This is a genomic window from Dietzia alimentaria 72 (assembly GCF_000226215.1).
In the GTDB taxonomy this organism is placed as follows: Bacteria; Actinomycetota; Actinomycetes; order Mycobacteriales; family Mycobacteriaceae; genus Dietzia; species Dietzia alimentaria.
In genome coordinates this window covers 251,218-276,955 of record NZ_AGFF01000024.1, presented here as the reverse complement: position 1 = coordinate 276,955, position 25,738 = coordinate 251,218, and the positions used below count along the sequence as shown (strand labels likewise).

25 protein-coding genes and 1 riboswitch are annotated in these 25,738 nt (G+C 68.2%); of the genes, 12 read left to right on the top strand and 13 right to left on the bottom strand.

Annotation, left to right across the window (positions count from 1 at the left end):
- Positions 1-41: 41 nt before the first annotated feature.
- A complete protein-coding gene (locus tag ON04_RS13390) occupies positions 42-2,372 on the bottom strand; it encodes a helicase-associated domain-containing protein (RefSeq protein WP_010542140.1) in 2,331 nt (776 codons plus the stop codon).
- 103 nt (positions 2,373-2,475) lie between these two features.
- Here ON04_RS13390 and ON04_RS13385 point away from each other — a divergent pair, with 103 nt between their 5' ends.
- Positions 2,476-2,676 (top strand): hypothetical protein, encoded by a 201-nt coding sequence (locus ON04_RS13385; protein ID WP_010542139.1) that lies wholly within the window; start codon positions 2,476-2,478, stop codon positions 2,674-2,676.
- A gap of 94 nt (positions 2,677-2,770) precedes the next feature.
- On the opposite strand, the gene ON04_RS13380 is transcribed toward ON04_RS13385, so the two are convergent.
- Together ON04_RS13380 and ON04_RS13375 are read right to left on the bottom strand one after the other, a co-directional pair.
- The gene (locus ON04_RS13380) at positions 2,771-3,397 is read right to left on the bottom strand and encodes a transglycosylase family protein (RefSeq protein WP_010542138.1); all 627 of its coding nucleotides are present in this window, start codon (positions 3,395-3,397) and stop codon (positions 2,771-2,773) included.
- 11 nt (positions 3,398-3,408) lie between these two features.
- Positions 3,409-3,566, bottom strand: a riboswitch (cyclic di-AMP (ydaO/yuaA leader).
- Between the two features lie 179 nt (positions 3,567-3,745).
- Positions 3,746-4,027: a hypothetical protein gene (locus ON04_RS13375; RefSeq protein ID WP_033444326.1), complete on the bottom strand. Its 282-nt coding sequence runs from the start codon at positions 4,025-4,027 to the stop codon at positions 3,746-3,748.
- 116 nt (positions 4,028-4,143) lie between these two features.
- Between ON04_RS13375 and ON04_RS17230 the strand changes: the two genes are divergently transcribed.
- The gene (locus ON04_RS17230) at positions 4,144-4,545 is read left to right on the top strand and encodes a cold-shock protein (protein WP_010542136.1); all 402 of its coding nucleotides are present in this window, start codon (positions 4,144-4,146) and stop codon (positions 4,543-4,545) included.
- Positions 4,546-4,581: 36 nt separating this feature from the next.
- Here the strand turns inward: ON04_RS17230 and ON04_RS13365 are convergent, their stop codons facing one another.
- The 3 genes from ON04_RS13365 to ON04_RS13355 form a co-directional block, all read right to left on the bottom strand.
- Positions 4,582-5,091, bottom strand: a complete 510-nt coding sequence (locus ON04_RS13365) for a DUF2771 family protein (RefSeq protein ID WP_010542135.1) — start codon at positions 5,089-5,091, stop codon at positions 4,582-4,584.
- On the bottom strand, positions 5,088-6,362 hold the full coding sequence (locus ON04_RS13360; protein ID WP_010542134.1) for an MFS transporter: 1,275 nt from the start codon (positions 6,360-6,362) through the stop codon (positions 5,088-5,090). The genes ON04_RS13365 and ON04_RS13360 overlap by 4 nt, the downstream gene beginning before the upstream one ends.
- Before the next feature lie 109 nt (positions 6,363-6,471).
- On the bottom strand, positions 6,472-7,374 hold the full coding sequence (locus tag ON04_RS13355; protein ID WP_010542133.1) for a glutaminyl-peptide cyclotransferase: 903 nt from the start codon (positions 7,372-7,374) through the stop codon (positions 6,472-6,474).
- Positions 7,375-7,431: 57 nt separating this feature from the next.
- On the opposite strand from ON04_RS13355, the gene ON04_RS13350 reads away from it, so the two are divergent.
- Positions 7,432-8,319 carry a DUF3027 domain-containing protein gene (locus ON04_RS13350; protein WP_010542132.1) on the top strand — a complete coding sequence of 296 codons (888 nt, stop codon included), beginning with the start codon at positions 7,432-7,434 and terminating at the stop codon, positions 8,317-8,319.
- Positions 8,320-8,371: 52 nt separating this feature from the next.
- Here ON04_RS13350 and ON04_RS13345 read toward each other — a convergent pair whose 3' ends face one another.
- Complete coding sequence (locus tag ON04_RS13345; protein WP_010542131.1) at positions 8,372-8,644, bottom strand: DUF2530 domain-containing protein; 273 nt, start codon at positions 8,642-8,644, stop codon at positions 8,372-8,374.
- A 75-nt stretch (positions 8,645-8,719) separates the two neighbouring features.
- Between ON04_RS13345 and ON04_RS13340 the strand changes: the two genes are divergently transcribed.
- Both ON04_RS13340 and ON04_RS13335 read left to right on the top strand, forming a co-directional pair.
- A complete protein-coding gene (locus ON04_RS13340) occupies positions 8,720-10,189 on the top strand; it encodes an NCS2 family permease (protein WP_010542130.1) in 1,470 nt (489 codons plus the stop codon).
- A 46-nt stretch (positions 10,190-10,235) separates the two neighbouring features.
- Positions 10,236-11,072: a TrmH family RNA methyltransferase gene (locus tag ON04_RS13335; RefSeq protein ID WP_029458428.1), complete on the top strand. Its 837-nt coding sequence runs from the start codon at positions 10,236-10,238 to the stop codon at positions 11,070-11,072.
- A gap of 21 nt (positions 11,073-11,093) precedes the next feature.
- Here ON04_RS13335 and ON04_RS13330 read toward each other — a convergent pair whose 3' ends face one another.
- The 4 genes from ON04_RS13330 to serC all read right to left on the bottom strand — a co-directional run bounded on the left by ON04_RS13330 (position 11,094) and on the right by serC (position 14,512).
- Positions 11,094-11,423, bottom strand: a complete 330-nt coding sequence (locus tag ON04_RS13330; protein ID WP_010542128.1) for a YnfA family protein — start codon at positions 11,421-11,423, stop codon at positions 11,094-11,096.
- Positions 11,420-12,307: a DUF6928 family protein gene (locus ON04_RS13325; RefSeq protein ID WP_010542127.1), complete on the bottom strand. Its 888-nt coding sequence runs from the start codon at positions 12,305-12,307 to the stop codon at positions 11,420-11,422. The genes ON04_RS13330 and ON04_RS13325 overlap by 4 nt, the downstream gene beginning before the upstream one ends.
- A 9-nt stretch (positions 12,308-12,316) precedes the next feature.
- Positions 12,317-13,210: a septation protein SepH gene (sepH, locus tag ON04_RS13320; protein WP_010542126.1), complete on the bottom strand. Its 894-nt coding sequence runs from the start codon at positions 13,208-13,210 to the stop codon at positions 12,317-12,319.
- A gap of 177 nt (positions 13,211-13,387) precedes the next feature.
- Complete coding sequence (gene serC, locus ON04_RS13315; protein WP_010542125.1) at positions 13,388-14,512, bottom strand: phosphoserine transaminase; 1,125 nt, start codon at positions 14,510-14,512, stop codon at positions 13,388-13,390.
- Positions 14,513-14,597: 85 nt separating this feature from the next.
- On the opposite strand from serC, the gene pdxH reads away from it, so the two are divergent.
- The 3 genes from pdxH (at position 14,598) to ON04_RS13300 (ending at position 17,086) form a co-directional block, all read left to right on the top strand.
- Positions 14,598-15,263, top strand: coding sequence for a pyridoxamine 5'-phosphate oxidase (pdxH, locus tag ON04_RS13310; protein WP_010542124.1), 666 nt, complete (start codon positions 14,598-14,600; stop codon positions 15,261-15,263).
- 145 nt (positions 15,264-15,408) lie between these two features.
- Positions 15,409-16,698, top strand: coding sequence for a citrate synthase (locus ON04_RS13305; RefSeq protein ID WP_010542123.1), 1,290 nt, complete (start codon positions 15,409-15,411; stop codon positions 16,696-16,698).
- Between the two features lie 31 nt (positions 16,699-16,729).
- Positions 16,730-17,086, top strand: coding sequence for an FKBP-type peptidyl-prolyl cis-trans isomerase (locus tag ON04_RS13300; RefSeq protein ID WP_010542122.1), 357 nt, complete (start codon positions 16,730-16,732; stop codon positions 17,084-17,086).
- A gap of 267 nt (positions 17,087-17,353) precedes the next feature.
- On the opposite strand, the gene ON04_RS13295 is transcribed toward ON04_RS13300, so the two are convergent.
- Positions 17,354-19,273 carry an acetate--CoA ligase gene (locus tag ON04_RS13295; protein WP_010542121.1) on the bottom strand — a complete coding sequence of 640 codons (1,920 nt, stop codon included), beginning with the start codon at positions 19,271-19,273 and terminating at the stop codon, positions 17,354-17,356.
- A gap of 63 nt (positions 19,274-19,336) precedes the next feature.
- Positions 19,337-20,863 (bottom strand): carboxyl transferase domain-containing protein, encoded by a 1,527-nt coding sequence (locus ON04_RS13290; RefSeq protein WP_010542120.1) that lies wholly within the window; start codon positions 20,861-20,863, stop codon positions 19,337-19,339.
- 96 nt (positions 20,864-20,959) lie between these two features.
- Between ON04_RS13290 and ON04_RS13285 the strand changes: the two genes are divergently transcribed.
- The 4 genes from ON04_RS13285 (at position 20,960) to ON04_RS13270 (ending at position 25,636) form a co-directional block, all read left to right on the top strand.
- On the top strand, positions 20,960-21,706 hold the full coding sequence (locus tag ON04_RS13285; RefSeq protein ID WP_010542119.1) for an enoyl-CoA hydratase: 747 nt from the start codon (positions 20,960-20,962) through the stop codon (positions 21,704-21,706).
- A gap of 112 nt (positions 21,707-21,818) precedes the next feature.
- Positions 21,819-23,453 (top strand): substrate-binding domain-containing protein, encoded by a 1,635-nt coding sequence (locus tag ON04_RS13280; RefSeq protein WP_010542118.1) that lies wholly within the window; start codon positions 21,819-21,821, stop codon positions 23,451-23,453.
- 273 nt (positions 23,454-23,726) lie between these two features.
- Positions 23,727-24,017 carry a DUF485 domain-containing protein gene (locus ON04_RS13275; RefSeq protein ID WP_010542117.1) on the top strand — a complete coding sequence of 97 codons (291 nt, stop codon included), beginning with the start codon at positions 23,727-23,729 and terminating at the stop codon, positions 24,015-24,017.
- Positions 24,017-25,636, top strand: a complete 1,620-nt coding sequence (locus ON04_RS13270; protein ID WP_010542116.1) for a solute symporter family protein — start codon at positions 24,017-24,019, stop codon at positions 25,634-25,636. The genes ON04_RS13275 and ON04_RS13270 overlap by 1 nt, the downstream gene beginning before the upstream one ends.
- Positions 25,637-25,738 lie beyond the last annotated feature (102 nt).

Below are 25,738 nucleotides of genomic sequence, written 5' to 3'. Positions count from 1 at the left end.
TGTCCTGGAATTCGTGTGACGGGGTCGGGGCGTGGGTGGTCTCAGCGGGTGGGGTCGACGTCGGAGACGGAGATGACCCGGTGGAGGGGGAGGACGACGGGCTCGGCCGAGTCCGGTTCGATGCCCTCGATACGGCCGCCGGCGACAGTGGCGGGGACGAGGAGTCGCGAGGTGGAGCGGCCCTGGGCGTCCACCACAGAGACGGTCACAGCGGTGCCCGTGCTCGCTGCCTCATGGAGGCGGGCGATTGCGGCCTCGCCGGTGTAGCCGCCGCCGGATTTGCCACGCGCTGAGCGGACGCGGTCGGCCGCGCGCATGGCGGTAACGGCTGCTCGCAGTTCGGAGCTGCTCGGCGCACGGGTGGGAATCCGGGGCGCACGGGTGGGGGAGACGGCCCTGACCCGCGCGACGGGGCGGGACAGTGCCACCACGGCTCCGGTGGTGTCCTCGACAACGGGCGCGAAGCCGTGTTCACGCAATGCCTCGACCAGGTCCAGCGGTCGTGCCTGGGAGATGAGGACGGTAGGAGCGATCGACCGGAGCGCACTGCTCTCGGCAACCGGTGAGCCCATAACCTGGGCTACGAGCGACGGGTCGTCGCAGCGCACGAAAGACAGGGCAGTACCCACCCGCAGTCGTCCGTGCCGGCGGGCCACGTCCTCGATGAGGTAATCCAGCGACTGCGGGACCGGCGTGGTCGACGTGCGGGCGAGGAGATCCCGGATCCCTGCGGCTGTCCGGCCCGAGTCGAGTGCACGGCGGAGCGAGTTCTCGGAGACGCGGTAGGTGGTGGCGGCGCCCGCCGACTCCACGTCGGCGATCAGAGCGAAGTCGGCGGCCAGTTCCGGCACGAGCGGGCCGGGGGCGAGGATCGTCAGGTCCGCCTGGACGATCACCTCGGAGACCGGCTCGGGCAGCGCGTCGACGAGGAGTGACTCGAGGCCATCGGCATCGGGAGCCGGGGAGCCGGCCTCGCGGGTGGCGGCGGCCAGGTACCTGGCCGCGCTCGTAGCAACGGTGCCGACGACGAGCCCCATCTTCCGAGCCTCGGCCACGGTCTCAGAGATCGGCGCCGCGCCGGTGCGGGAGAACCAGATCGGCGAGAACCAACGCACCACCTCAGCCAACTGGGTGGCGTCCGGCTGCGCGGTGGGATCCAGCTCCGTCAGGGCCTTGAACACCCGCACCCGTTCGCTCGGTCCGGGCGGGCCGGCGACCTCACCTAGTGCCGGAACGGTCCCGCCGCCTTCTATCGGCGTACCGACCCGCCAGGGGGTGCGGGGCATCGTCCACCAGGCAGACACGAGCTCGGCCCAGCGCCGCGCGGGCTCCCGGGTCGACCACACGTCGGCGTTCTCGGTGGGCGCCCAGGCGGAGTCGTAGGCCACGTCGCCTACGTCGGAGTCGCCCAGGGCGACCAATCCGGCTGCGGCGAGGACTTCGAGCAGGAGGGGGAGTTCGGCCTCGTCCAGCGCCGCGGCGCGCGCCACCCTCCGGAGTTCGCGAACCCCCACACCACCGGCCTTGAGGGTGGCTGCCGGGGCCAGGGAGAGAGCGCTCAGTACAGAGTCGCAGCGGTGCAGCAGGTCGAGCGCCGCGACGCCGCCGGACGCGTCCGTTCGTGACCTGGTGGAGCGGGCGGCAGCCCATGCGGGGGCGTGGAGCAGGCTGGACCCCGCGGCACGGGGGCCGTGGCGGGCGCGGTCGAGTGCATGAGCGCGGGGGATGACCACCTCGCCGTCGTGGTCCCCCGTCACCTCGGCCAGACCCGCCTCCGACAGTTCCGAGGCCGCGGCACGTACCGATTCTGATGCACCCGGCCCGAGCGCTCCGACGGGCTTTCGGCCGCGGGCGATCGCACCGAGCACCCCGACGGCAGTTTCCGAGAGGCCGTCCCACGCGACCTCGAGGTCGGCGCCCGACGGCTCGCCGGGGTGGGGAGCCACAACCGGCGCCGCTGCGACGGCCGCCGCCGTGACGGGCACGATACGAGCATGGGTGCTCTCGCCCCAGAACAGCGCGAGATCGCGAAGACGTGCCACGGCGACCGCGAAGACCGGCTCGCCGTGGCTGACTCCCAGACGGTCGGACACCGCGACCAGCGGAACGGCTCCGGAGTCTGCACCCAACACCGAAGCGGTGGCCAGGACCAGCAGTTCCGGCCATGTGAGGGACCCCGTCGCCCGAGCCGTGGACGCCGGCAGTCGCAGTCGCGAGGCGAGGACGTCCAACGTGGCAGGGGGAGGGGTGGCCACATCCGGGCGCTGCTCGCACAGTCGGACGAGCGATTCGTCGGACAACCCGGCCAGCCAGGCGGGGAAATCCGGCTCGCCGCCGGTGGCAGGGCGGGAGGGGGCACGGGAGGTCGGCATGATCTGCCCCAGCCTAGTGAGAATCGCGCCGGCGCGAGCACCGGTATGGGTGGTATCCGACCCAGTTGCTGACGGATCGGGCCGAAGGTGAGAGACTACGCACGTGGCTGCCAAGAAGAAACTGACCTATGACAACCCGGGATGGCCCGACGCCTCGTTCGGCGAGCACCCGGTGACCGAACTCGCTGCGCTCGTCGCGGGAGGCCTGTCTCCCTTCGGCGAGGAGCGTTTCCCGCTCCCGCAGGAGCGGCTCGGCTACATCCACCCGGTGACGGTCGTCAACAGGACCGTCCGGTCCCGCTGAGCGCAGCTCAGGCAACGAGAAAGGGCCGCCATTCCCCGGAGGGAGTGGCGGCCCTTTCTGCTGGTCTTTCCGACCGGTCGCAAGGGACCGAATGTCAGCCCAGGTAGGTCGCGAAGAAGTTGTCGACCAGGTCCTGGTTGTCCGCGTAGGCGGAGTCCACGAGGGCCTTGTTGGCCTGGTAGTTCTGAGCGATCGGCAGGGCGATTCCGCGGCCCTCGGCGAACGCGGTCAGCGTCGCCACATGATCGGCCGCGGTGACCGACTCGGAGGCGACCGAAGCGGCGGTCTCGGCCGGGGCCGGAGCCGGGGCCGGGTTGGACAGGTCACGCGGCGTCGGGGCCGAGTTCAGGCCGAGCTTGGCCGAGCAGGCGGGCCATGCGCCCCAGCCCTGGCCGGCGAGGGTCTTCTCGGCGATCGCGATCTGCTGCTCACGCGTGGCCTGGTTGGCCGTCGGAGCGTACTGGGTGCCACCGTAGGCGGCCCAGGTGCTCGGCGAGAACTGCACGCCACCCTGGTAGCCGTTTCCGGTGTTGATGGCCCAGTTGCCGCCCGACTCGCACTGGGCGAGACGATCCCAGTCGGAATCCGGCGCGGCGTTGGCGGCGGGCGCCATGGCCAGGCCAGCAGCCGAGAATGCGGTGCCCGCGAGAACGACCTTCACGGCGTTCTTGGGCGCGGAGGTGATAGCGGCAGCACGGTGGCGTCCGGTGTAAGAGGTCATGTACGCGTCAGTCCTTTTCACTCTGTGCCTACGGGGTGAGCTGTCGGGTTCGGACGAGTGCGCCCGGCCGCCGCTGGCGGCTTCACCCCAAGGCGACCTCCCGGTCGCCGGCCCTTGGCGGGCCCTGTCGGGTCCCCCGTCTCCGCCCGGTAAACGGTCAATGTCGCATCGTCCGCAGGGCGGAGTTCGGAGGTGCGTCCGATGCCAACTCGCTGACGAGTCTGTTGGAAAGATTAGCGGTCTGATGCCGGATCGTCACCATTCTGAAATAAAAGGGGACGTTGCACTATCACGTTAGGGGTCGTTATCTGCTCGTTACCTGCATCGTTGGCCGACGAGTGGGGTTGGTCACACCTTTGGCGGTCGGGAGCCGAGAATCGCGTATAGCAGTCCCAGAAGAAATCCGAGCGGGGTGAAGAAGATCGCTGCGAGATAAAGGGGCGTGGGGGCGTCGCGGCCGAGGACGAACGGTGCGGACGCCGCAATGATGGTGAAAGCCACTCCGAGGAAGAAGATGACCATCGCCGCCATGAACAGGCCGCGTCGCCGAGGTCGCGCGGGGGCGGTCCCGGTGTCGGCGGGTGTCCAGGGGTCGAATTCGTCGGCGGGGCGTCGATCGTCGGAGGTCACGCCGTCAGGGTACCGGCCGGGCACGGGCGGCAACCAACGCGCGGACGAGGGTAGTCTCAGGTATTCGTGGAGCTTGACGGTCGCGCGCCTGCGCGACCAAGGGGAGGTGGTTCGCGGTGCCCAGCGGCAAGGTGAAGTGGTACGACGCGGAGAAGGGCTTCGGTTTCCTGTCCCAAGAGGGTGGGGAGGACGTCTATGTCCGCTCCGACGCGCTGCCCGAAGGGGTCGAGACCCTGCGCCCGCGTCAACGCGTGGAGTTCGACATGGTGTCCGGCCGCCGTGGCCCCCAGGCCCTGCGAGTCGTCGTCCACGAGGAACTGGCCTCGGTTGAGGATCGGGCGCCGCGCGGTGGGCCCAGGCGATCGGCCGACGAACTGCACGGCATGGTCGAGGACATGATCAAGGTGCTCGAATCTACCGTCCAGCCCGAGTTGCGGCGCGGTCACCGCCCCGACCACAAGGTATCGGGCAGGGTGGCCTCCGTGCTCCGGGCTGTCGCCCGCGAACTGGACGCCTGACCGTCGGGGCGGCCCGGCGTTCCGGGCCGCCCGCCTTCAGTCCTGGTAGGTGAACTTCACGGTCCACTCGCCGCTGAGGAAGTCCTCAGAGCCGTCCTCTGCGTAGATGTAGGCCGTCGCCGTGATCACCAATCCTTCGATGCGCCCCCCGTCCGGGGTCGTCACCGGGATGCGGATCCGTCCGGCTCCGTCCGGCTCGACGGTGTACTGGTTTTCTTCCTCGGCACGAAATTCGACAATGTTCAGTGCTGACGTCTGCAGCTCCCCGGGGAGGTGGACGGAGAACGTCTCCTGCTTGCTGAGATCGAACTCACCCGCGGGGTTTGTATACGAGTTCTGGTTAAGGTCGGCGGCCTCGTAGGGCAGGACGTCCAGGCGTCCCCGGTCGGTCGCAATGGTGATCTCGGGGATGGCACCGTAGCGGGACTCCGACCCCTGCCAGGCGCCGACGATCGCGGCGATCGTGATGATCATCCACGCGAGGATCACCCAGGTGACCGGGCGGACGCGGGGCGTGGTCGAGGGTGCTTCGCTGCGGGAACTCACTCCTCCATTCTGCCGAGGAGCCGGGCGCCGAGCGAACCAGGGTCGCGGGGGGACCTAGGGAACCGGGGGCGGTTACCACCGAGTCCCGGCACGAGGGTGGACCCGCGGGCGGTGAGGAGTGATTGCGCGAACATCACCATGCCGACTGACGCGATCACCGAAAAGCCCACAAAGAAATCCGGTGGGAGCAGCACTCCGAGCGCACCCCCGCCCACCCACGCCAACTGCAGGGCGGTCTCGGATCGCCCGAACGCGGAAGACCGGGCCGCGTCCGGGATATCGGTCTGGATCGACGCGTCGAGCGCGACCTTGCCCAGCGCGCTGCATGCCGCCGCGATCAGCGCCAGGGCGGCAGCCGCCCAGATGGTGCCGAGGAACGCCGCGACGACAGCGGCCGCCAGCGCTGAGCCGGCCGCGACCGTGGTGATCCGACCAGGACGCCCGAGAGGAATTCTGGCGCCCACGGCGTTGCCCGCGAAGGTGCCGAGACCGCCGGCCGCTCCGGCGATCGCCAGGATCCCCGCCTGCTCGGCAGCCGAGGCGCCCTGATGCGCTTTGGCGACGAACGCGAGGAACAGCGTCAGGAAACCGGTCATGAAACGCACCGTCGACACCGCCCACAGGTCCGCCAGCACGTTCCGACCCAGGGGACGGGTGAGAACTTCCTTGAGACCGGTTCCCAGGGATTGCCCGCGCTCCATGCGCAGGCTCGCGGATTCCTCACCCTGGGAGGCTTCGGCGTGGGCGGGGATAGTCATAGATACGTAGGCCGCGACCAAGGCGACGGTGGCCAACAGCCACAGGGCAGCTTCGGAGCTCCAGACCCAGGCGATGGCACCCGCCAGTGCGCCGGCGACCAGGCTGCCGCCTACATGGCCGAGTATCGTGAGGCGCGAGTTGGTGCGGACCAGGTCCAGGGTGGGGGGCAGGACATGCGGAGTGATGGATGCTTTGACAACGCCGAAAGTCTTCGATAGGACGAGCATGCCCAGTGCCAGGGGGTACAGCAGCCACGAGCCGAAGTTCAGCGCAAGGACCACGGCCAGAACCGCCCGCAGGGTGAACGTCAGCGACACCGTGAGCCGTCGCCCGCTGCGCAAGCGGTCCAGTGCGGGCCCGATGACCGGCGCGATGAGAGCGAACGGTGCCACCGTCACCAGCAGGTACAGCGCGACATTTCCGCGAGACTCCGCGGTGGCCGCAGAGAAGAACAGCGTGTTGGCCAGGGCCACGGCAAGAATTGCGTCGCACGCGAAGTTGGCGACGGTCACGTAACTGAGTGGCGCGAGCCCTGATCTATCCGCACCGTCCGCGTGGAAGACCCGCCGGACACTGCGCCCGGCCGAAGCGGCTACTCGCCGCGCGGGGCCAGCCGGGCGGTCAGTCAACGAGGCGCACCTCGTACATCGTCGGCCACATCTTCCCGGTGATCAGGACGTTCGATGAGTCCGGGAGCGCCGCTATGCCGTTGAGGACGGCGTCCCCGCTGGGCGGCCGGGGCTGCTCGAGTGCGGCGGCGTCGTAGACGGCTGTGACCGCACCCGTGCCCGGGTCAATGCGGACGATCTCGTCGGTCATCCACACATTGGCCAGCACGCTCCCGTCAGAGCATTCCAACTCGTTGAGTCTGGGGACGGGAACGCCGCCGGCGGTCACGGCGACGGTCCCGGTGGGTTCGAAGGTGGCCGCGTCCCGGAAGGTCAGCCGGTCGGAGCCGTCGCTCATGATCAGTCGCGCGCCGTCGGAGCACAGGCCCCAGCCCTCACCCTCGTAGGGCACCTCACGGCGTACCTCGAGAGTCTGTGGGTCCCTGTCGTGAGCAACCTGCTCACGCCAGGTCAGGGTCCAAAGCGTGTCCTGCGTCACGGCGAGTCCTTCGCCGAACTCGTTGTCCGCCATCGGAACGGACGCCGTCGCCGGACCACCGGACAGCGGACGGCGCTGGACCTGCGAATCGCCGTACCTGCCCGTGGACTCGTAGATCTGGTCTCCCACCACCTGCAGGCCCTGGGTGAAGAGGGCCGGGTCGTGCTCGAGCGTCCGGACCACCTCGACCGTGCCGCGGGTGGGCTGCGGCTCCTCGGGACCGATCTCGAGAGCGACGCCGGATGATCCGCCCGACACCGACCCCGTGGGCACGCTCGACGACGCGAGGGAGGTCCCCGGGTCGGCGGTCTCGGTGGCATCGGCGCCCTCGGTACCGGACTGGGAACAGGCGGCCACGCCACCGAGGAGGCTCAGCGTGACGACGAGGGGACCGACGGGGCCGAGGACTCTGCGCATGCCCCAAGGATGCCGCACGGCGGGCCGGGCCGCGCGCTTGCCGCGCAGTTGCGCATAATGGGAAGGGTGAACACCGAGGTAGGCACGGATCAGGAGGCGCGCTCCTCCAGCGGCGAGCAGGCATCGGGCTTCGACGACACGCTGCGCGAGCGGCTGTCCTCCGGCGTGGACGTAGCGCGTTCCGCGGTCGAAGAGTTCGCCCCAGACGGCGTGGGGGCACACCTCGGGGCGAGTGTGGAAGCACCTTTCACCACCACCCATCGCTTCGAGTCCCGGCTAGCCGGATACCGCGGCTGGCACTGGGCGTGTGTTCTGGCGCTGGTCCCCGATGGCGAGTTGACCGTCGACGAGATCTCCCTTCTCCCGGGCGCCGAGGCCGTGGTCGCTCCGGACTGGGTGCCCTGGGAGAAGCGGATCCGCCCCGGAGACCTGGGAGCGGGAGACCTCCTGCCTGCCTCGGATGACGACGAACGGCTGGTCCCCGGTCACGCGTCCACGGGCGACCGGGAACTCGACGAGCTCGCCGGACCAGTGGGGCTGGGCCGCCCCCGGCACCTGAGCCGAGAGGGGCGCTCAGCCGCCGCCGCACGCTGGGCCGAGGCCCGCGGTCCGGAGTCCGAGATCGCGCGCGGCGCCAAGAATCACTGCGGAAGCTGCGGATTCCTGCTGCCCGTCGCCGGTTCCCTCGGAACGATGTTCGGGGTGTGTGCCAACGAGTACTCGGCCGACGGTCAGATCGTTCACCTGCAGTACGGGTGTGGTGCCCATAGTGAGACTGAGTTGCCTGGCGACGGCGCCGATCCCGCCCCCGAGGCGTACGACGACGCCGCCGTCGACGTGGTGGTCCTACCCCAGCAGCTCGCCGCGTCCGCAGCGCGTGGCGGTGAGGCCGCCGACCCCTCCGAGCGGGGAGACTCCGACGGGGACGCGACCGTCACGGACTGAGTACCGCTGGTTTCCGGGGCACGAATCTCGGGAGGTGCGTGAGGGCCGTGGGTCAGTCGGTCCGGTCGAAGTCGAGGCCAGCCTGGGCTCCGGCGCTGCCGGCGAGAACCGCCCGACGCTGCAGCGCGTAGACCAGCGTGCCGAGGGCCCCGACCCCCACGCCGACCGCGCAGAGGATGACGGTCCGCAAGTCGACCTCGTACATGAGCATGTGGGCGAGCAGCGCCAGAGTCCACGCCAATGTGCCGATGATGACAACGGGCCGCGGGTCCAGAAGGTAGCCGGGAATCCGTGGCACCTGCGGGTCCGTCGCTTCGTCCGTCATGCCCGCGACGCTACCGCAGGCCGGCGGCCGGTTACTCTATGACGGTTCCCAACCCGTCGCCAGGAAGGTCGCCTGATGTCCCAGAGCACCGGTGCCCCGTCGAAACCCCCAGAGAAGACCGGTGCGCTTGATCGCTACTTCAAGATCAGCGAGCGCGGTTCGACGGTGCCGCGGGAGATTCGCGGTGGTCTCGTCAGCTTCTTCGCGATGGCCTACATCATCATTCTCAACCCGCTGATACTCGGCTCGGGGACCGACGTCGACGGAAACCAACTCTCGATCGTCGAGATCGCCGCCGTGACCGCGTTCACGGCGGGCGTGATGACCATCGCATTCGGCGCCATCGCGAAGTACCCGTTCGCGTTCGCGACCGGACTGGGAATCAACTCCCTGGTCGCCGTCACCATCGCGCAGCAGGTCACGTGGGCGGAGGCGATGGGCCTGGTGGTGATCGAGGGCGTCATCATCGTGATCCTGGCGATCACCGGATTCCGCACCGCGGTGTTCAATGCGGTGCCACCCGAGATGAAGGCCGCCATCGCGGTGGGCATCGGTCTGTTCATTGCCATGGTCGGCCTCGTGGACTCCGGGTTCGTGCGCCGCATCCCCGACGTCGCCGGCACCACCGTGCCCGTCGGGCTCGGTATCGGGGGGTCGATCGCATCGTGGCCGACCTTCGTCTTTGTGTTTGGCCTGTTGCTCTGTGGCGTCCTGGTAGCCCGCAGGGTCCGCGGCGGTCTGTTCATCGGCATCGTTGTGACCGCGGTGTTCTCCGTGATCGTCGAGGCCATCACCGATTCCGGACCGTCCTTCGTCGACGGCGAGCCCAACCCCACCGGATGGAGCCTCGCGGTCCCCGGCATCCCGGAATCCCTCGGTGGCCTGCCGAATCTCTCGCTCATCGGCCAGGTCGACCTCATCGGGGCCTTCACCCGCATCGGGCCACTGGCCGCCGGCCTGTTTATCTTCACCCTGCTGCTCGCCAACTTCTTCGACGCGATGGGCACCTTCACCGGCCTCGGCAAGGAAGCCGAGCTGATGGACGAGAAGGGCAACCTGCCCAACATGAAGGCCGCCCTGGTCGTCGAGGGATTCGGCGCCGTCGCAGGCGGACTAACCTCGTCGTCGTCGAACACCGTCTTCCTCGAATCCGCCTCGGGCATCGCCGAAGGCGCGAGAACGGGACTGGCGAACATTGTCACCGGCACGCTGTTCCTGCTCGCGATGTTCTTCACGCCGCTGTACGAGGTCGTCCCGGTGGAAGCCGCTGCGCCGGCACTCGTGATCGTGGGTGCGCTGATGATCTCCCAGATCAAGGCGATCGACCTCACCGACTTCTCGGTGGCACTGCCTGCGTTCCTCACGATCGTGGCCATGCCGTTCACCTACTCCATCGCCAACGGTATCGGGATCGGCTTCATCGCCTGGGTCGTCATGGCCACCGCGACCGGCAAGGCCCGCACCGTCCATCCGATCCTGTGGATCGTCGCCGTCGCGTTCGTGGTGTTCTTCGGCATCGGCCCGATCTCCGACGCGCTGGCCTGAGTGCCGGCGGCACGAATCGAGATCCGGTGAGCCCGGCATGACCGAGATGCGCGTCGTCGACGTCACCGACCCCGCCGATCCGCTTCTCGACGACCTGCGCGACCTCAACAACTCCGACCGGCGCCCTGACCTTCCCGGCGGCCGGGGGTTGGTGATCGCCGAGGGTACCTACGTGGTGGGCAGGATGCTGCTCTCGCGATTTCGGCCGCACGTCATGCTCGGAACCGATTCGCGACTGGCCCAGCTACGACGCGAGGCGACGTCCGAGGGCTGGAACGCCGACGAGCGCGCCGGCGATGCCGTTTACCTCCGCGCGTCCAAGGACCTGATCAGCCAGGTGATCGGCTTCCGCTCCAGCCGTGACATCCTCGCCGCCGCCGACCGGCCGGAGCCATTGCCCGTGGACAGTGTCGTGGACCGGGCACGGACGCTCGTCGTGCTCGAGGGCGTCAACGATCCCGAGAACCTGGGGGCGATCTTCCGCAACTGCGCCGCGCTCGGTGTGGACGGCGTGCTGTTCGGTGCCGCCGCCGGCGACCCGCTGTACCGCCGCGTCGTGCGTGTGTCGATGGGGCACGTACTGCGGCTCCCGTTCGCGCACCTCGGGGGCACACCCACCACGTGGCAGCGATCACTGGACGTCCTGCGGGAACAGGGATTCCGTAGCGTCGCGCTGACCCCTTCTGCGGACACGCCGCTGTCCCGTGCAGTCGACGCGGACCGGGTCGCCTTCGTCCTGGGCGCCGAGGGGCCCGGGCTCACCGAGCACGCCATGAAAGCGTGTGACGTGCGAGCCGCGATCCCGATGACCGACGGCACCGATTCGCTGAACGTAGCGACCGCCGCGGCGGTCGCGTTCTACGAGCGGGCCCGCGAGCGTTGAATCAGCCGGACCGGGTGAGGGTCACCGCGGGACATACATGATCACGCCGACACCGATCAGGCACAACACCGCACCGGCAACATCCCAGCGGTCCGGGCGGAACCCGTCCATCGCCATGGCCCACAGCAGTGAACCGGCCACAAACACGCCACCGTAGGCCGCGAGGATCCGGCCGAAGTTCGCATCGGACTGCAGCGTCACCACGAATCCGTAGGCGCCGAGAGCGGTGACGCCGAGCCCCATCCAGATCCACCCGCGGTGTTCCCGGACGCCCTGCCACACCAGCCAGGCGCCCCCGATCTCCAATAGCGCGGCCAGACCGAACAGTAGGATCGACCTGGAGACCGTCACCGGCGACCATGCCTGCGGCGGGCCACCGCTTCCGTACCCTTGCGCACCGCGTCGCCGACCAAGCCGGCCAGACCGGGGATGCGGGCCCCGCGCGCTCCTCCGGAGGCGGAGGAACCGCGCTCGTAATCGTCGTGAACGTAAGGAGAGGACCGGTCGTCGTCCGACCCGTCTCCGCCCCCGGGACCGTCCCTCAGATTGGCGGCGTGAAGCTCGGCTCGGCCCGGCGAACCCACGACATGCAGCGCAGGCCCGGTGGGAACGGTGCGCTGCCGGACCTCACGTCGGCCGTCCGTGGCGAACCCGTGAACGGGAACATCGAGACCGCCCGGGTCGAGGTCGAAACCCAGCCAGTCACGGTGTGCGGCGTGGAGGAGCGACGACGGCGAGAACGGCAACGCCAGAGGGGTGTGGTCCGCCCCGTCGATCGGAAATTCGCCCGCCCAGAAAGGCCTCTCGAACGGCAGCGGCATTCCCTCGTCCTCGACGATCCTGTCGTCGGCGCCCGCGAAGGAGCGCACCAGCCGACCGGACTCCCAGCGTGCGAACCCGCTCACCCCGCTCTCCGGGTCGTGGGCGAACAACAGGACGACGGGCGCATCCACCAGTCGTAGCCACGTCTTGTCCGCGGTTGACGGCTTCACCGGACCGTCCACCGGGGTCTGCAGGACGGTCAGGTCGGGGAACGATCCGATGTAGATTTCCCCGGCGCCCGTCGACGCGGACCTGTTAAGCGGAAACGCGCCCAGCGAGACGACCGTGACAGTCGGGTACAGCCGGGACAGGAGTCGCCGCGCGAAGCCCGGATCCGAGGGAATTCCGGACCGGATGGGCGCGGCGGGATCCTCGGAATTGAGGTACCAGAAGGTAGCGACATGATGTCCCATGGCGGCGGGTCAGTCGTCCTTGCCGCGGACCCCGAGGAGGACGTCCTCCCACGACGGCATCGTGGGATGACGGCGTGAAGCGCGCTTCTCGGGGGTCGTGGGCGGATGTTGGAGAAAGTCCTCGTCGTCGTCGTTCTCTTGGGAGGCTTCGCCGCGACCAGCGGGGGCGGTGGGCTCGGGAGGAGGGGATGCGGCCAGAGGGATGTCCACGGGGTCGTGTTGCACGGGTTCTACAGTCGTCAGGCTGGGTACCGCGTGGATAGATGGCGGAACGGGCGGCATCGGGGGAGGGGCAGCGACCGTCCGCAGTGGGGTGGCGCGGGACGGATCGAGAATCCGCTCGGCCTCGTCGTTGAGGGCACGAGCGGCACCGCCGTGCGAGTCCGGGAGGAAAGACCAGGTCGCGACGGCATCGTCGGACAGCCCGGCCGGCCATGACGTACTGACCACCCAGCCGCCCGAGCGGTCGCGCCACGCGTCCCACTTGACCACGTCCGGATCTACTCCACGCCTGTCGAGGGCGGAGCCAATCCGTTCTGCGAGAGTGTTCAGGGACGGCCCGTCCGGCAGTACCGGATGCGAGCCCCGCGCCATGTCGGCCGCATTGGCTCGTTCCAGCAGCACCGGTATGGCAAATCCCTCGATACGGGATAGGGGAACGCCTGCATCGGCGGCCACCTGTGCGGGGGAGGCCCCGTGTCGGATGCGGTCCTGGATCTCGCGGGGTCGCAACGCGCCGGTCACCGGGGCTCGTTCGGTCGAACTCGCCGGGATGAACTCCCCTCGTGCGGCAGCTCGCAGACGATCGTCGAGCGGCAGCGAGAGTTTCTCCCCTGAATCGGCGACCTCGCACTCGACCAGAGACGACTCGGCGTCCACACCGACGATCTTCAGCTTTCGCATGCCGCCTCCTCGACTCCTCGCGTCCCCGCCGGCGTCTCACGTACCGCGCCGACCGGGCCCTGGGCGTTCCCCACATGGTAGGGCAGCGCAGCCCACCCGGCGTGGGGACCGGCCGGGTGGGCTGCGGAAATTAACGGGCAACGACTCGGGAGCACGCCCCCTGCTGGTCGGGATGGATCAGCCGAGCCGGGCCACCACGTGGTCGATGGAGCGGGTCAGCTGCGTGATGTCGTCGGGATCGATAGCCGGGAACATCCCGATGCGCAGCTGGTTACGTCCGAGCTTGCGGTACGGCTCGGTGTCGACGATGCCGTTCGCGCGCAACGTCTTGGCCACCTTGGCTGCGTCGATGCTGTCGTCCAGGTCGATGGTGCCCACGACCTGCGAGCGGTGCGCCGGCTCGGTGACGAACGGCGTGGCGAAGCTGCTGCTCTCGGCCCAGTCGTACAGCCGGGAGGAGGAATCCTTGGTTCGCGCGACGCACCAGTCCAATCCGCCCTGCTCGTTCATCCACTCGATCTGGTTGGCGAACATCAGCAGCGTGGCCACGGCGGGGGTGTTGTAGGTCTGGTTCTTGGCCGAGTTCTCCACGGCGGTGGGCAGCGAGAGGAAGTCGGGGCACCAGCGATCAGTGGCGGCGATCTCGGCCACCCGATCAAGGGCGGCCGGGCTCATGATGGACACCCAGATGCCGCCGTCGGAGGCGAAGCACTTCTGCGGCGCGAAGTAGTAGACGTCCGTGTCCCTGATGTCGACGGGCAATCCGCCGGCACCGGACGTGGCGTCGATAGCGACCAGCGCGTTCTCCGAGCCCGCCGGGCGGGACACGGGAAGCATGACCCCGGTAGAGGTCTCGTTGTGGGCCCAGCCGATGAGGTCGACCGACGGGTCGGAGGTCGGCTCGGGCGCGGTGCCGGGGTCGGACGAGATGACGATGGGGTCCGCCAGGAACGGTGCTCCGCCGGTGACCTTGGCGAACTTCGAGGAGAACTCGCCGTACGTCAGGTGCAGTGACTTCTCGCGGACCAGACCGAAAGCGGCGGCGTCCCAGAACGCGGTGGTGCCGCCGTTGCCCAGCACGACCTCATAGCCGTCGGGCAGCGAGAACAGGGAGGACAGCCCGTCGCGCACGCGGCCCACGACGTCCTTGACCGGCGGTTGGCGGTGGCTGGTGCCCATCACCGAGGAGGCGGCGTCGGACACGGCCGCGATCTGCTCGGGGCGGACCTTGGACGGACCGCAGCCGAAGCGGCCGTCGGCGGGCTTGAGGTCGGCGGGGATGGTGGGCAGCTGATCGCTCATGCTAGGGGTGGCCGTTCCTTGTCGTGGGATGGAGTGCCTCCATCGTAGTCGGGTCGTCGGGGCGCTCGGAGTAGCGTCTTCAGTCATGGAAGATCCCACCCTGGAACCGGCCGACTTCGACACCATGCGCGTCGGGTACGGACTGCACGGTCGTTTGGACGTGGCCGATCTCGACGGCGGGTGGTTACCGCTGTTCGCCGCGTGGTTGGAGGAGGCGGGGCGCCGGGGTGTGCGCGAGCCCAACGCGATGGTGCTGGGCACCGTGGGGGTCGGCGGGCGGCCGTCTACCAGGACGGTGCTGTGCAAGGGCGCCGACGAGCGGGGCCTGGGTTTCTATACGACGACGACGTCACGAAAAGGCGTTCAGTTGGCGGCGTCCGGGTACGCCTCGGTGACGTTTCCGTGGTTGGTCGTCGAGCGTCAGGTCCACGTTGAGGGCTCCTGCCGTCCGATGAGCCGGGAGGACAGCCTCGAGTACTGGCGCACCCGGCCCCGGGGCTCGCAGGTGGCGGCGTGGGCCTCGGAACAATCGCGGCCGGCGGCGTCCGTGGCCGAGCTCGAGTCGCTGTACGCGGTCGCGGAGCAGCGGATGGCGGAGGTCGAGGAGATCCCGATGCCTGACAGGTGGGGTGGGTACCGGATCGCCCCCGAGCGGGTTGAGTTCTGGCAGGGCGGCCGGGATCGTTTCCACGACCGTGTCGAATGCCTGCTGGGGGATGGGCGCTGGACGGCGCGGCGACTGCAGCCCTGAGGATCAGAGGTCGTTAGGCGGCCGCGGTCGGGGGGAGTGCGGCAGAACACTCTTCGGGCCCCGGACGGCGGCCACGGTAGGGTATTGAAAAGCACATTCGTGGCGGGATTCGACCGCCGGGACCAGTCGTCGGAGAGGTAATCGCGTGACCGCAGGCTCGAACGGTTCGGACCGCAATGCAACACTGTCCTACCCCGGCGGTGAACTGGAACTCGACGTTGTCGACGCGACCTGCGGCAGTGACGCGGTGCAGCTCGGCCCGATGCTGGCCAAGACGGGGATGACCACCCTGGACGTGGGGTTCGTCAACACGTCCTCCTGCACCTCGTCCATTACCTACATCGACGGTAATGAGGGCATCCTGCGTCACCGCGGCTACCCCATCGACCAGCTGGCGGAGAAGTCCTCTTTCCTCGAGGTCTCCTACCTCTTGATCTACGGCGAGGATCCCACCGAGGCGCAGCTCGCAGAGTTCACCGAGAAGGTCCTCGGTGAGGTCGCGCTGCCCGGCCAGATGATGCCGCTGCTCAAAGCGTTCCCGATGGATACCCACCCGATGCCCGTCTTCTCGGCGGGCGTCAGTCTTTTCGGTACACATGGCGACGATCTGGATATCGACGATCCCAAGGCCGTCGATCTGGCGACCGCGCGACTGTTGGGCCGTGGCCCGACGCTTGCCGCGGCTACCCAGCGCATCCGTTCCGGTGCCGAGGCGATCGACCCGGATCCCTCGCTCGGTTACGTGGGTAACTTCCTGCGAATGACCTTCGGTCCCGACTTCGAGATCACGGACGAGGTCGTCGACGCACTGGACATGCTCCTGTTACTGCACGCGGATCACGAGCAGAACTGCTCCACCTCCACGGTGCGTATGGTCGGCTCCTCCGAGGCGCCGCTCTACGCCTCGATCACCGGAGGCATCAACGCCCTGTACGGGCCGCTGCACGGTGGTGCGAACCAGGCTGTTTTGGAAATGCTCGAGCGCATCGAGTCGGAAGGCGGGGACGCCACCGATTACATGGATCGAGTCAAGAACAAGGTCGACGGCGTCAAGCTCATGGGCTTCGGGCACCGGGTCTACAAGAGCTACGACCCCCGTGCGGCGATCGCCAAGAAGCACGCCCACTCGCTGCTGAGCAAGAGCAACGACCCGCTCCTGGAGATCGCGCTCAAGTTGGAGGAGACGGCGCTGGGCGACGATTACTTTGTCGAGCGCAAGCTCTACCCGAACGTCGACTTCTACACGGGACTCATTTACCGCGCGATGGGGTTCCCGACGGACATGTTCACGGTGCTGTTCGCGCTCGGTCGTATGCCGGGGTGGATCGCACATTGGCGCGAGATGCGCGAGGACCCGTCCACCAAGATCAACCGCCCGCGACAGGTCTACACCGGCCCCGCGGAGCGGAACTTCACCCCGATCAGCCAGCGCTGAGCCAGGGAACCTGACTCCAGGAGGAGACACGATGGACAAGCCCGAGATCGCTCTGCCGGACGGCCCGGCGCCCACTGACCTCGTCATCGAGGACATCACCGTGGGAGACGGCGCCGAAGCTGTCACCGGCGGCAACGTCACCGTTCACTACGTGGGCGTCGACTACGAGAACGGCGAGCAGTTCGACTCCTCGTGGGACCGCGGCGAGTCCATCACCTTCCCGCTCAACGGCCTGATCCAGGGCTGGCAGGAAGGCATCCCGGGCATGAAGGTTGGCGGCCGTCGCCAGCTGGTGATCCCGCCGGACAAGGCGTACGGCACATCCTCGGCTCTCCACCCGCTCGGTGGCAGGACCCTGATCTTCGTGATCGACCTCCTCGAGGCCTGATCCCAGATCGGCCAGCCGGGCTCTGATTGGTCGCGACGCCCCGCCCTCCGAAATCCGGAGGACGGGGCGTCGTCGTTTTTCCGTCCCCGCCGCGCCACGACCGCCGCGCCGCGGGCCCGCTGCCGCCCAGCCGCTCCGCGGTCCGCCCCGAAGAGGAAAGTGCCTGCATTGCCCGAGTAGAGCTGCACGAAATCCTCTTCGCGGCGCAGGGGCGCGCAGGGGCGCGCAGGGGCGCGCAGGGGCGCGGCGCCGGCCGTGGTGGAGGTGCTACTTCTTGGGTGCCAGGAACGGTGCGAGCGCATCGAGGACGGCCGGGTCCTCGATCGTCGACGGCACCACCACGTTCTCCTGCCCGTCCGCGATCTGGCGCATCGTTTTACGCAGGATCTTGCCCGACCTGGTCTTGGGCAGCCCCTGGACCACCGTGCAGTCGCGGAACGTGGCCACCGCGCCGATCTCGTCGCGGACCATCGCCACCAGTTCGGACCGCAGCTCTTCCGGATCCCGGACCTGACCGGACTTGAGCACCACGTAGCCCACCGGTCGCTGGCCCTTGAGCTCGTCCCTCACACCGATCACCGCGGCCTCTGCAACCGCCGGGTGCGACGCGATCACTGCCTCCATCGAACCCGTGGAGAGGCGATGGCCCGCGACGTTGATCACGTCGTCGGTCCGGCCCATCACGAAGACGTACCCGTCCTCGTCGATGTACCCGCCGTCACCCGTGGAGTAGTACCCGTCGAAGATGGACATGTAGGAGGAGACGAACCTCTCGTCGTCGTTCCACAATCCCGACAGCGTGCCAGGTGCCATGGGGAGCTTGATGGCGAGGTTCCCCTCCTGGCCCGCGGGCAGCGGCCGGCCCTCGGAGTCCAGCACGTGTAGGTCGTAACCCGGAACGGCGACGGTGGGGGAGCCGGCCTTGATCGGCATCGGATCCAGCCCGCGCAGGTTGGACGCGATCGGCCACCCCGTCTCGGTCTGCCACCAGTTGTCCACCACAGGCTTGTCGAGCTTCTCGGAGGCCCACCGGTAGGTGTCAGGGTCCAGGCGCTCACCGGCACAGAACAGTGTGTGCATCGAGGAGAGGTCGTACTTGGCGACCTCAGCACCCTCCGGATCCTCCTTACGTACCGCACGAACTGCGGTGGGCGCGGTGAACAACGCGACCGCCCGGTGCTCGGAGATGACACGCCAGAACGCCCCCGCGTCCGGAGTGCCGACGGGTTTGCCCTCGTAGATGATCGACGTCGCGCCCACCAGTAGCGGACCGTAGACGATGTAAGAGTGACCTACGACCCAGCCGACATCTGACGCGGTCCACCACACGTCGCCTGGTCGGATCCCGTAGATGTTCCACATCGACCAGGCGAGCGCGACCGCGTGGCCGCCGTTGTCGCGCACCACGCCCTTGGGCAGTCCCGTAGTGCCGGAGGTGTACAGGATATAGAGAGGATCGGTGGCGTTGACCGGCACCGGTGCCGCGGGTTCGACGTCCGCGACCGCGTCGTCCCAGTAGCTCCAGGTTGTCCCGGGTGTCTCCGGCAGGACCTCGTCAGGGAACTGGTCGGAGCGGGGCGCGACGATCACCGCTGCCGGGGTGTGCTCGGTCAGCTCGAGAGCTTTGGTGACCATCGGGAAGTACGGGACCTTGCGTGTCGGCTCGATTCCGCCGTGCGAGGTCACGAGGACCTTGGGGCGGGCATCGTCGATCCGGATCGCAAGCTCCGGCGCGGCAAACCCGCCGAACACCACCGAGTGGACCGCGCCCAGCCGGGCGCACGCCAGCATCGCCACAGCCGCGCGCGGAACCATCGGCATGTAGATCACGACGCGGTCGCCGTGGCCGACGCCCTCTGCTGCGAGAGCACCGGCGAACGCCGCCACCTGCTCGAGCAGCTGGGAGTAGGTGATGGTCTCTTTGACGCCGGTGACGGCGGAGTCGTAGATGAACGCGGCCTGGTCACCGTTGCCGGCCTCCACGTGCCGGTCGATGCAGTTGTATGAGGTGTTGAGTCGACCGTCCGGGAACCAGCGGTAGAAAGGCGCGCGCGATGCGTCTACTGCAGTGGATGGCGACGTGGCCCAGTCGATGTCGCCCGCCGCATCCAGCCAGAAGGCGTCGGGATCAGTGATAGACAGCCGGTGGGCCGTGGCGTAGGTCGACGAGCTCGTGGAGTCCGACATCGGAGGTGCCCCTCACATGCGTGTTCGGTTCCGCCGATCAGCACCGGCGGACTGTGACCCGATTCACTCTAGTCGCAGGCCTAGCTCCCGGTACCGGGACATCCGGTCGGCATACCTCCGCTCAGGGGGGCGCCTGCGGACATCGAGCAGAGCGCTGGCGACCGCGTCGGCCATTCGGTCGCAGAACTCGTCCGGTTCGTCGGCGGCATCCGGGCGTTCCGGAACCACCACATCGACGATGCCGGACTCGAGTAGATCCGCTGAGGTGATTCCCTGTGATCGTGCGACCTCGGCGGCGCGACTCGTGTCGTGATAGAGGATCGCACTCGCGCCCTCGGGCGGAAGAGGCGCGAGCCAGCCGTGTCGGGCACACAGCACCCGGTCGGCGGGCAGCATCGCGAGCGCCCCGCCGCCGGTGCCCTGGCCGAGGATGACCGAGACAGTCGGCGTGGGCAGGGTGACCAGGTCCGCGAGACTCCGGGCGATCTCGCCCGCCAGACCACCCTCCTCCGCCTCACGGGACAAGGCGGCGCCGCGGGTGTCGATAAGAAGGACCAGTGGGACGCCGATCTCCGCGGCGATCCGCATCCCGCGACGTGCCGATCTCAGCGCTGACGGCCCGAGCTGGCTGGCCTCGTTCTCGGCGTCGCGGTCCTGGGCCAGGACCACGGCGGACTGCCCACGGATCCGTACGAGTGCCAGCAGCAGGGCGCCGCTGTCCTCGCCCTGGCCGGTGCCCGAGAGCTGGACGCGGGCCGGGGCCACATGATCGAGGAAGGCTCGAGCGCCGGGGCGGTCGACACGCCGGGAGCGCGTGATGGAGTCCCAGGCGTCGGGCGGTGGGCCCTCGTCTGCCTCCGGTTCCGGGACCGGCCCGTGCGGCGGGACGGGCTCGTCTTCCGACGGCGGGTCCTGGCACAGCACGTGCAGGGCCCGGGCGGTGAGATCGCGGACGCCCTCCGGTGCCAGGACCCCGTCGATCATCCCGCGACGGGCGAGGTTCTCCGAGACCTGGACACCGTCGGGGAAGGGGGAATCGTACAGGGCTTCGTACACGCGCGGCCCAAGGAAACCGATGAGTGCGCCGGGCTCGGCAACCGACACGTGCCCCAGGGATCCCCAGGAGGCGAAGACCCCGCCGGTCGTGGGGTGGCGGAGATAGACGAGATAGGGCAGTCCGGCGCTTTTATGTCCGGAGACCGCCGCGGAGATCTTGACCATCTGTAGGAAGGCGATCGTGCCCTCCTGCATCCGGGTGCCGCCAGAGGTGGGGGAGGCGAGGATGGGTAGCTCCTCGGCGGTGGCGCGTTCGATTGCGGCGACGATCCGCTCGGCGGCCGCGATTCCTATCGAGCCGGCCAGGAAGTCGAACTCGCAGGCGATGAGCACCACCCGCCGGCCCAGGAGGGTGCCCTCGCCGGTGATGACGGACTCGTCAACGCCGGACTTCTCGGCGGCACGTCGTAGTGAATCCTCGTATCCGGGCACCGAATCGACGTGCGGCGACCGAAACGGTGCCGCATCCCAGGATCGGAACGAGCCGCCGTCGAGGACCATGTCGAGGATCTTGAGAGCTCCGGTTCGCGCCATGACCGCATCGTACGGTGATGGGCTTCACCAGCGGGTATCGTCCCTGTCGGGGTGCGGTGCGCGTACCCCTGCGTCGAAAAGGAGACCCACGCCGCCATGATCGTCACCCGTAGGGACGGCGCCGTCGTCGTCGTCACCATCGACCGTCACAGCACCCGTAACTCCCTCGACGCCGAGGTGTGCACAGCACTGCGTGAGGCCGTCGAATCCGCTGGTGCGCTGGCGGATGCCGAGAATCCCGTGCGGGCGATCGTCATCACCGGAGCCGGCACCGCCTTCTGCGCCGGCGCAGATTTGTCCGGTGGGGTGTACAACACGAATTTCTATGACGCCCACGCCGCGATGCTCCGCGCCGTGGAGTCGGCCCCGGTTCCCGTGGTGGCCGCGGTGAACGGCCCGGCGGTGGGCGCCGGGGTGCAGCTCGCATTGGCAGCGGACCTGAGAGTGGTCGTACCCGGCGCGGTGTTCGCCGTGCCCGTGGTCAAGGTGGGTTTGGCGCTCGACAACTGGACTATCAAGCGTCTCGCCAACGTCGTTGGCGGAGGGCACGCGCGGTCGGTTCTCATGACGGCCCGCCCGGTGGGGGCGGAGGAGGCAGCCAGGATCGGCCTGGCCAACGAGATCGGCGACATGGATGCGGCGATGGAACTCGCGACCGAGCTCACCCGGTTCGCCCCCCTGAGCCTCCGGCACATCAAAACGGTGATTAACGACGACGACGCCCGCCTCCTGCCCCGCGAAGAGCACACCGAACTGCAGCAGCGGGCGTGGCGCAGTGAGGACATGGCGGAGGCGCGGGCGGCGCGACAGGAGAAGCGTCCTCCTGTGTTCCGCGGCCGGTGAGGTGAGGGCTCCGCCCGCATCCACGTGCGGGTACCATACGGGCGCCCGACCCGGATCCGCCTGACGTGGGCGTGCGCCCCGGGAATAGCGAGAACATGGGGAGCGCTCACAGATGGCCAGGCACAGTGCGTCGTCACCGGACGGGAACCCGACAGCCCGCCGGGTCGTCATCGTGGGTGCCGCGGTGCTCGCGGGGGTCCTCGTCGTGGGGATGGTGATGGCGGGACTTTCCAGAGCCGGTATCGGCGGCTTCTGTGGAGACGGCGTCCAGGTGGCGGTGGCTGCCGAGCCGGACATCGTGGCGCACGTCCAGTCGCTGGCCGACGATGCCGGTGGATGCTATTCGTTTGACGTCTCGCCCGTCTCGTCCGCGGACATGACCGCCCGCATCGCTGCGCGCGAGGCATTGCCCGACATCTGGATTCCTGACTCCTCGGTGCGTCTTACCCGCGTGTCGGCCGAGGTCCAGATCCCCTTCGGCACCGTGCTCAACTCCGTTGCCTCGACCCCGGTGGTGATCGCCCACCGTGACACGGACATCGACATGTCCACCTGGACCTCCGCGCTGGCCACCCCGGGACTGACGATGGGGGACCCGGTGAAGTCCGGGGTGGCCGACGCCCCGATTCTCGCCGCGACGTCCGAGGTCGAGGCCATGCGCACCACGTCGGAGGCGCTCGGGGGGTCGATGGCCGCGCTCGCACAGGGCCAGGCGGGCCGCTCGGAGGTCCCGCCCGCGGCTCGGGAGATGGTCGACAGTGTGATCGCCGAGGGCGGTGCTGCGATCGTCAGCGAGCAACAAGCGGTTCTCGCGCAGCGTGACGCGCCCGATGTCGGACTGGAACTGGACGCCCCCGCGACTGGTGCGGTTTACCTCGGCTACCCGCTCGCCGTGACCACACAGGACCCCACCCGTCGTGATGAGGTCACCGCCGCCGCCGAGGCATTACGCGACGCCACGGCTTCATCCGAGTTCGCCGCGGGACTCGCCGACAACGGGTTTCGGACCGCCGACCGGGCTCCTCTGGCGGACGGCGTCGGAGTCGGGGAGGTCGAATCGCTGGTGGTGCGCGATCCGAACCGTTTATACAGCACGCTCCAGCGGTGGCGGTTGCTCTCGATGCCAGGCCGATCGCTCGTTCTGGTGGACACATCAGGATCGATGGACTTCCAACTGGAGGGGACCGGCACGACGAGGATCCAGGCGTTGGTGGAAACGGCCACCGCCGGGCTCGGCCAGTTTCCCGACGACGCGGCGCTAGGACTGTGGGCTTTCGGCGGCTCGGCCGGGCCGGAGGGGAGCCCCTACGCAGAGGTCGCGGCTCTCGAACGGCTCGACGCAGCTTCCGCGCAGGGTTCACACCGCGACACCCTCGGCCGTGCCCTGGGATCACTGCCGAGCATGGTCGGGGGCGGCACGGACCTCTACGGGACGGTCCTCGACGCCTACAGGATGGTCAGCTCGAGTTATGACCCCAACATGATCAACTCGATCATCGTCATCTCCGACGGTGCTAACGACGCGGTTTCCGATCTCTCATCGGAGGAGTTCCTGGACCGCCTGCGCGGGATGATCGACCCGACTAGGCCGGTGATCGTGGTGACCGTGGGGCTCCTCGACGATGCCGACCCGCAGACGCTGGCGGAGATCGCCCGGGCCACCGGGGGCAGCAGTCACATCGCCAGGACTCCGGACGAGATCGTCCGCGTGTTCGCCCAGGCGATCGGTCAGCGCGGGGGCGCCTGAACCACCCCCTTTGCTCCGTTGAGAAGGAGCTACGCCCCACGGTTGGGGGTGATGGCACCTGCTTTTTGGGGTGGCTAAAGGTATTTCGCGGTTCGCCACTGCAGAAACCTTGTGCTGCGTGTCACACTTTCTCCCGTCACTGTCTGTGAGGCGTATCACTACGACGTTGCGTCTCGACGAGATTCGAAACGGAGGACCGTCGTGTCCCAACCAACTGATCCGCCGACGGGAGGGGCGGACCGGCGAACACCGGAGGCGGCGGAATTCGCGGCCATGCAGGCCAGTCCCGAGTTCCAGGAACTGCGCAGCAGATTTCGGGCTTTCGTCTTCCCGATGACTATCGCTTTCCTCGTCTGGTACTTCCTGTACGTCCTGCTGTCGATCTATGCCACCGGGTTCATGGGTTCCCGTGCGCTCGGAAACATCACCTGGGGCCTGGTCATCGGACTCGGCCAGTTCGTCACCACGTTCCTGATCACATTCCTCTACATCAGGTTCGCCAATCGCCAGATCGACCCCCGCGCGGAAGCTATCCGCAATGAACTGGAAGGTGAGGTCGTCTGATGGACTGGTTGATCAACATCCGCGAACTCGCGCCGGGTGAGCAGGTCGGAAGCACCGCGCTCAACATGGTGGTGTTCGGTGTCTTCATCGTGATCACAATGACGCTGGTGCTGCGTGCGTCGAAATCCACCAAGTCGACGAAGGACTTCTACACCGGGGGTTCGAGCTTCACCGGCCCCCAGAACGGCTTCGCCATCGCCGGCGACTACCTGTCGGCGGCGTCATTCCTCGGCATCGCCGGCGCGATCGCAATTAACGGCTATGACGGCTTCCTGTACTCCATCGGGTTCCTGGTGGCCTGGCTCGTCGCACTCATGCTTGTGGCCGAACTCATGCGCAACACCGGCAGGTTCACGATGGCTGACGTGTTGAGCTTCCGCTTGCAGCAGCGGCCCGTCCGCATGGCGGCGGCGCTGGCCACCCTCGCGGTCTGCCTGTTCTACCTCATCGCGCAGATGGCGGGCGCGGGCGGCCTCGTGGCGCTGCTGCTCAACATCAACGACTCCACCGGACAGGCTCTCGTCGTGGCCGCGGTGGGCGTGCTCATGATCGTCTACGTACTGGTGGGCGGTATGAAGGGCACCACCTACGTGCAGATGGTCAAGGCCGTCCTGCTCGTCAGCGGCGTGCTCATCATGTGCGTGCTCGTCCTGGTCGCTGTGCGCGGCAACTTCTCGGCGCTGCTCGGAGAAGCCGTCAACAACTCGGGTAGGGATCTCCTCGAACCAGGGCTGCAGTACGGCAAGTCCGAGACCACCAAGCTGGACTTCATCTCCCTGTCGATCGCCCTCGTCTTTGGTACCGCCGGCCTGCCTCACGTGCTGATGCGCTTCTACACCGTGCCCACGGCCAAGGAAGCCCGTCGCTCGGTGACGTGGGCGATCGCGCTCATCGGCAGTTTCTACCTGTTCACCCTCGTTCTGGGCTTCGGTGCCGCGGCGATGGTCGGACCGGAGGTGATCGAGTCGGCGCCGGGCGGCGTGAACTCGGCGGCGCCGCTGCTCGCGTTCGCGCTCGGTGGTGAGATCTTCCTAGGCATCATCTCGGCTGTCGCCTTCGCGACGATTCTCGCCGTGGTGGCAGGTCTCGCGATCACCGCGTCGGCCTCGTTCGCCCATGACATCTACAACGGCGTGATCAAGCGCGGGCAGGCGACCGAACAGTCGCAGCTGCGCGTCTCCAGGATCACGGTCGTCGTGATCGGCATCCTGTCGATCGTGATGGGCATCGGCGCCATGGGACAGAACATCGCGTTCCTCGTGGCCCTGGCTTTCGCCGTGGCGGCATCGGCCAACCTGCCGACGATCCTCTACTCGCTGTTCTGGAAGCGGTTCAACACCACTGGTGCACTGTTCTCCATGTACGGCGGTCTGGTCAGCACACTGGTGCTCATCGCGCTATCGCCAGCGGTCTCCGGTAGCGAGAAGTCGATGATCTCCAGCGTGGATTTCTCGATCTTCCCGCTGTCGAACCCGGGCATCATCTCGATCCCGCTCGCGTTCCTCCTGGGGATCATCGGCACCTTCCTCGGAAAAAAGGACGAGTTCCCGGAGAAGCGTGCGGAGATGGAGGTCCGCTCGCTCACCGGTGTCGGTGTGGAGAAGACGATCTCGCACTGACTCCCCGCCCACTGGAACTCCCGACGTTCGCTGACCGGCCCGCCCGACCTTCACCACACGGTCGGGCGGGCCGCGTCATGCGGGCCGGAGCGGCTACCCTCG

What these genes read in the sequence shown, in the direction of transcription:
- ON04_RS13275 (WP_010542117.1), top strand. Translation starts at nt 23,727, where the DNA reads ATGCAGGCCAGTCCCGAGTTCCAGGAACTGCGCAGCAGATTTCGGGCT.
- ON04_RS13270 (WP_010542116.1), top strand. Translation starts at nt 24,017, where the DNA reads ATGGACTGGTTGATCAACATCCGCGAACTCGCGCCGGGTGAGCAGGTC.
- ON04_RS13295 (WP_010542121.1), bottom strand. Translation starts at nt 19,273, where the DNA reads ATGTCGGACTCCACGAGCTCGTCGACCTACGCCACGGCCCACCGGCTG.
- ON04_RS13335 (WP_029458428.1), top strand. Translation starts at nt 10,236, where the DNA reads ATGCGCGTCGTCGACGTCACCGACCCCGCCGATCCGCTTCTCGACGAC.
- ON04_RS13345 (WP_010542131.1), bottom strand. Translation starts at nt 8,644, where the DNA reads ATGACGGACGAAGCGACGGACCCGCAGGTGCCACGGATTCCCGGCTAC.
- ON04_RS13390 (WP_010542140.1), bottom strand. Translation starts at nt 2,372, where the DNA reads ATGCCGACCTCCCGTGCCCCCTCCCGCCCTGCCACCGGCGGCGAGCCG.
- ON04_RS13285 (WP_010542119.1), top strand. Translation starts at nt 20,960, where the DNA reads ATGATCGTCACCCGTAGGGACGGCGCCGTCGTCGTCGTCACCATCGAC.
- ON04_RS13300 (WP_010542122.1), top strand. Translation starts at nt 16,730, where the DNA reads ATGGACAAGCCCGAGATCGCTCTGCCGGACGGCCCGGCGCCCACTGAC.
- ON04_RS13350 (WP_010542132.1), top strand. Translation starts at nt 7,432, where the DNA reads ATGGGAAGGGTGAACACCGAGGTAGGCACGGATCAGGAGGCGCGCTCC.
- pdxH (WP_010542124.1), top strand. Translation starts at nt 14,598, where the DNA reads ATGGAAGATCCCACCCTGGAACCGGCCGACTTCGACACCATGCGCGTC.
- ON04_RS13290 (WP_010542120.1), bottom strand. Translation starts at nt 20,863, where the DNA reads ATGGCGCGAACCGGAGCTCTCAAGATCCTCGACATGGTCCTCGACGGC.
- ON04_RS13355 (WP_010542133.1), bottom strand. Translation starts at nt 7,374, where the DNA reads ATGCGCAGAGTCCTCGGCCCCGTCGGTCCCCTCGTCGTCACGCTGAGC.
- serC (WP_010542125.1), bottom strand. Translation starts at nt 14,512, where the DNA reads ATGAGCGATCAGCTGCCCACCATCCCCGCCGACCTCAAGCCCGCCGAC.
- ON04_RS13380 (WP_010542138.1), bottom strand. Translation starts at nt 3,397, where the DNA reads ATGACCTCTTACACCGGACGCCACCGTGCTGCCGCTATCACCTCCGCG.
- ON04_RS13340 (WP_010542130.1), top strand. Translation starts at nt 8,720, where the DNA reads ATGTCCCAGAGCACCGGTGCCCCGTCGAAACCCCCAGAGAAGACCGGT.
- ON04_RS13325 (WP_010542127.1), bottom strand. Translation starts at nt 12,307, where the DNA reads ATGGGACATCATGTCGCTACCTTCTGGTACCTCAATTCCGAGGATCCC.
- ON04_RS13280 (WP_010542118.1), top strand. Translation starts at nt 21,819, where the DNA reads ATGGCCAGGCACAGTGCGTCGTCACCGGACGGGAACCCGACAGCCCGC.
- sepH (WP_010542126.1), bottom strand. Translation starts at nt 13,210, where the DNA reads ATGCGAAAGCTGAAGATCGTCGGTGTGGACGCCGAGTCGTCTCTGGTC.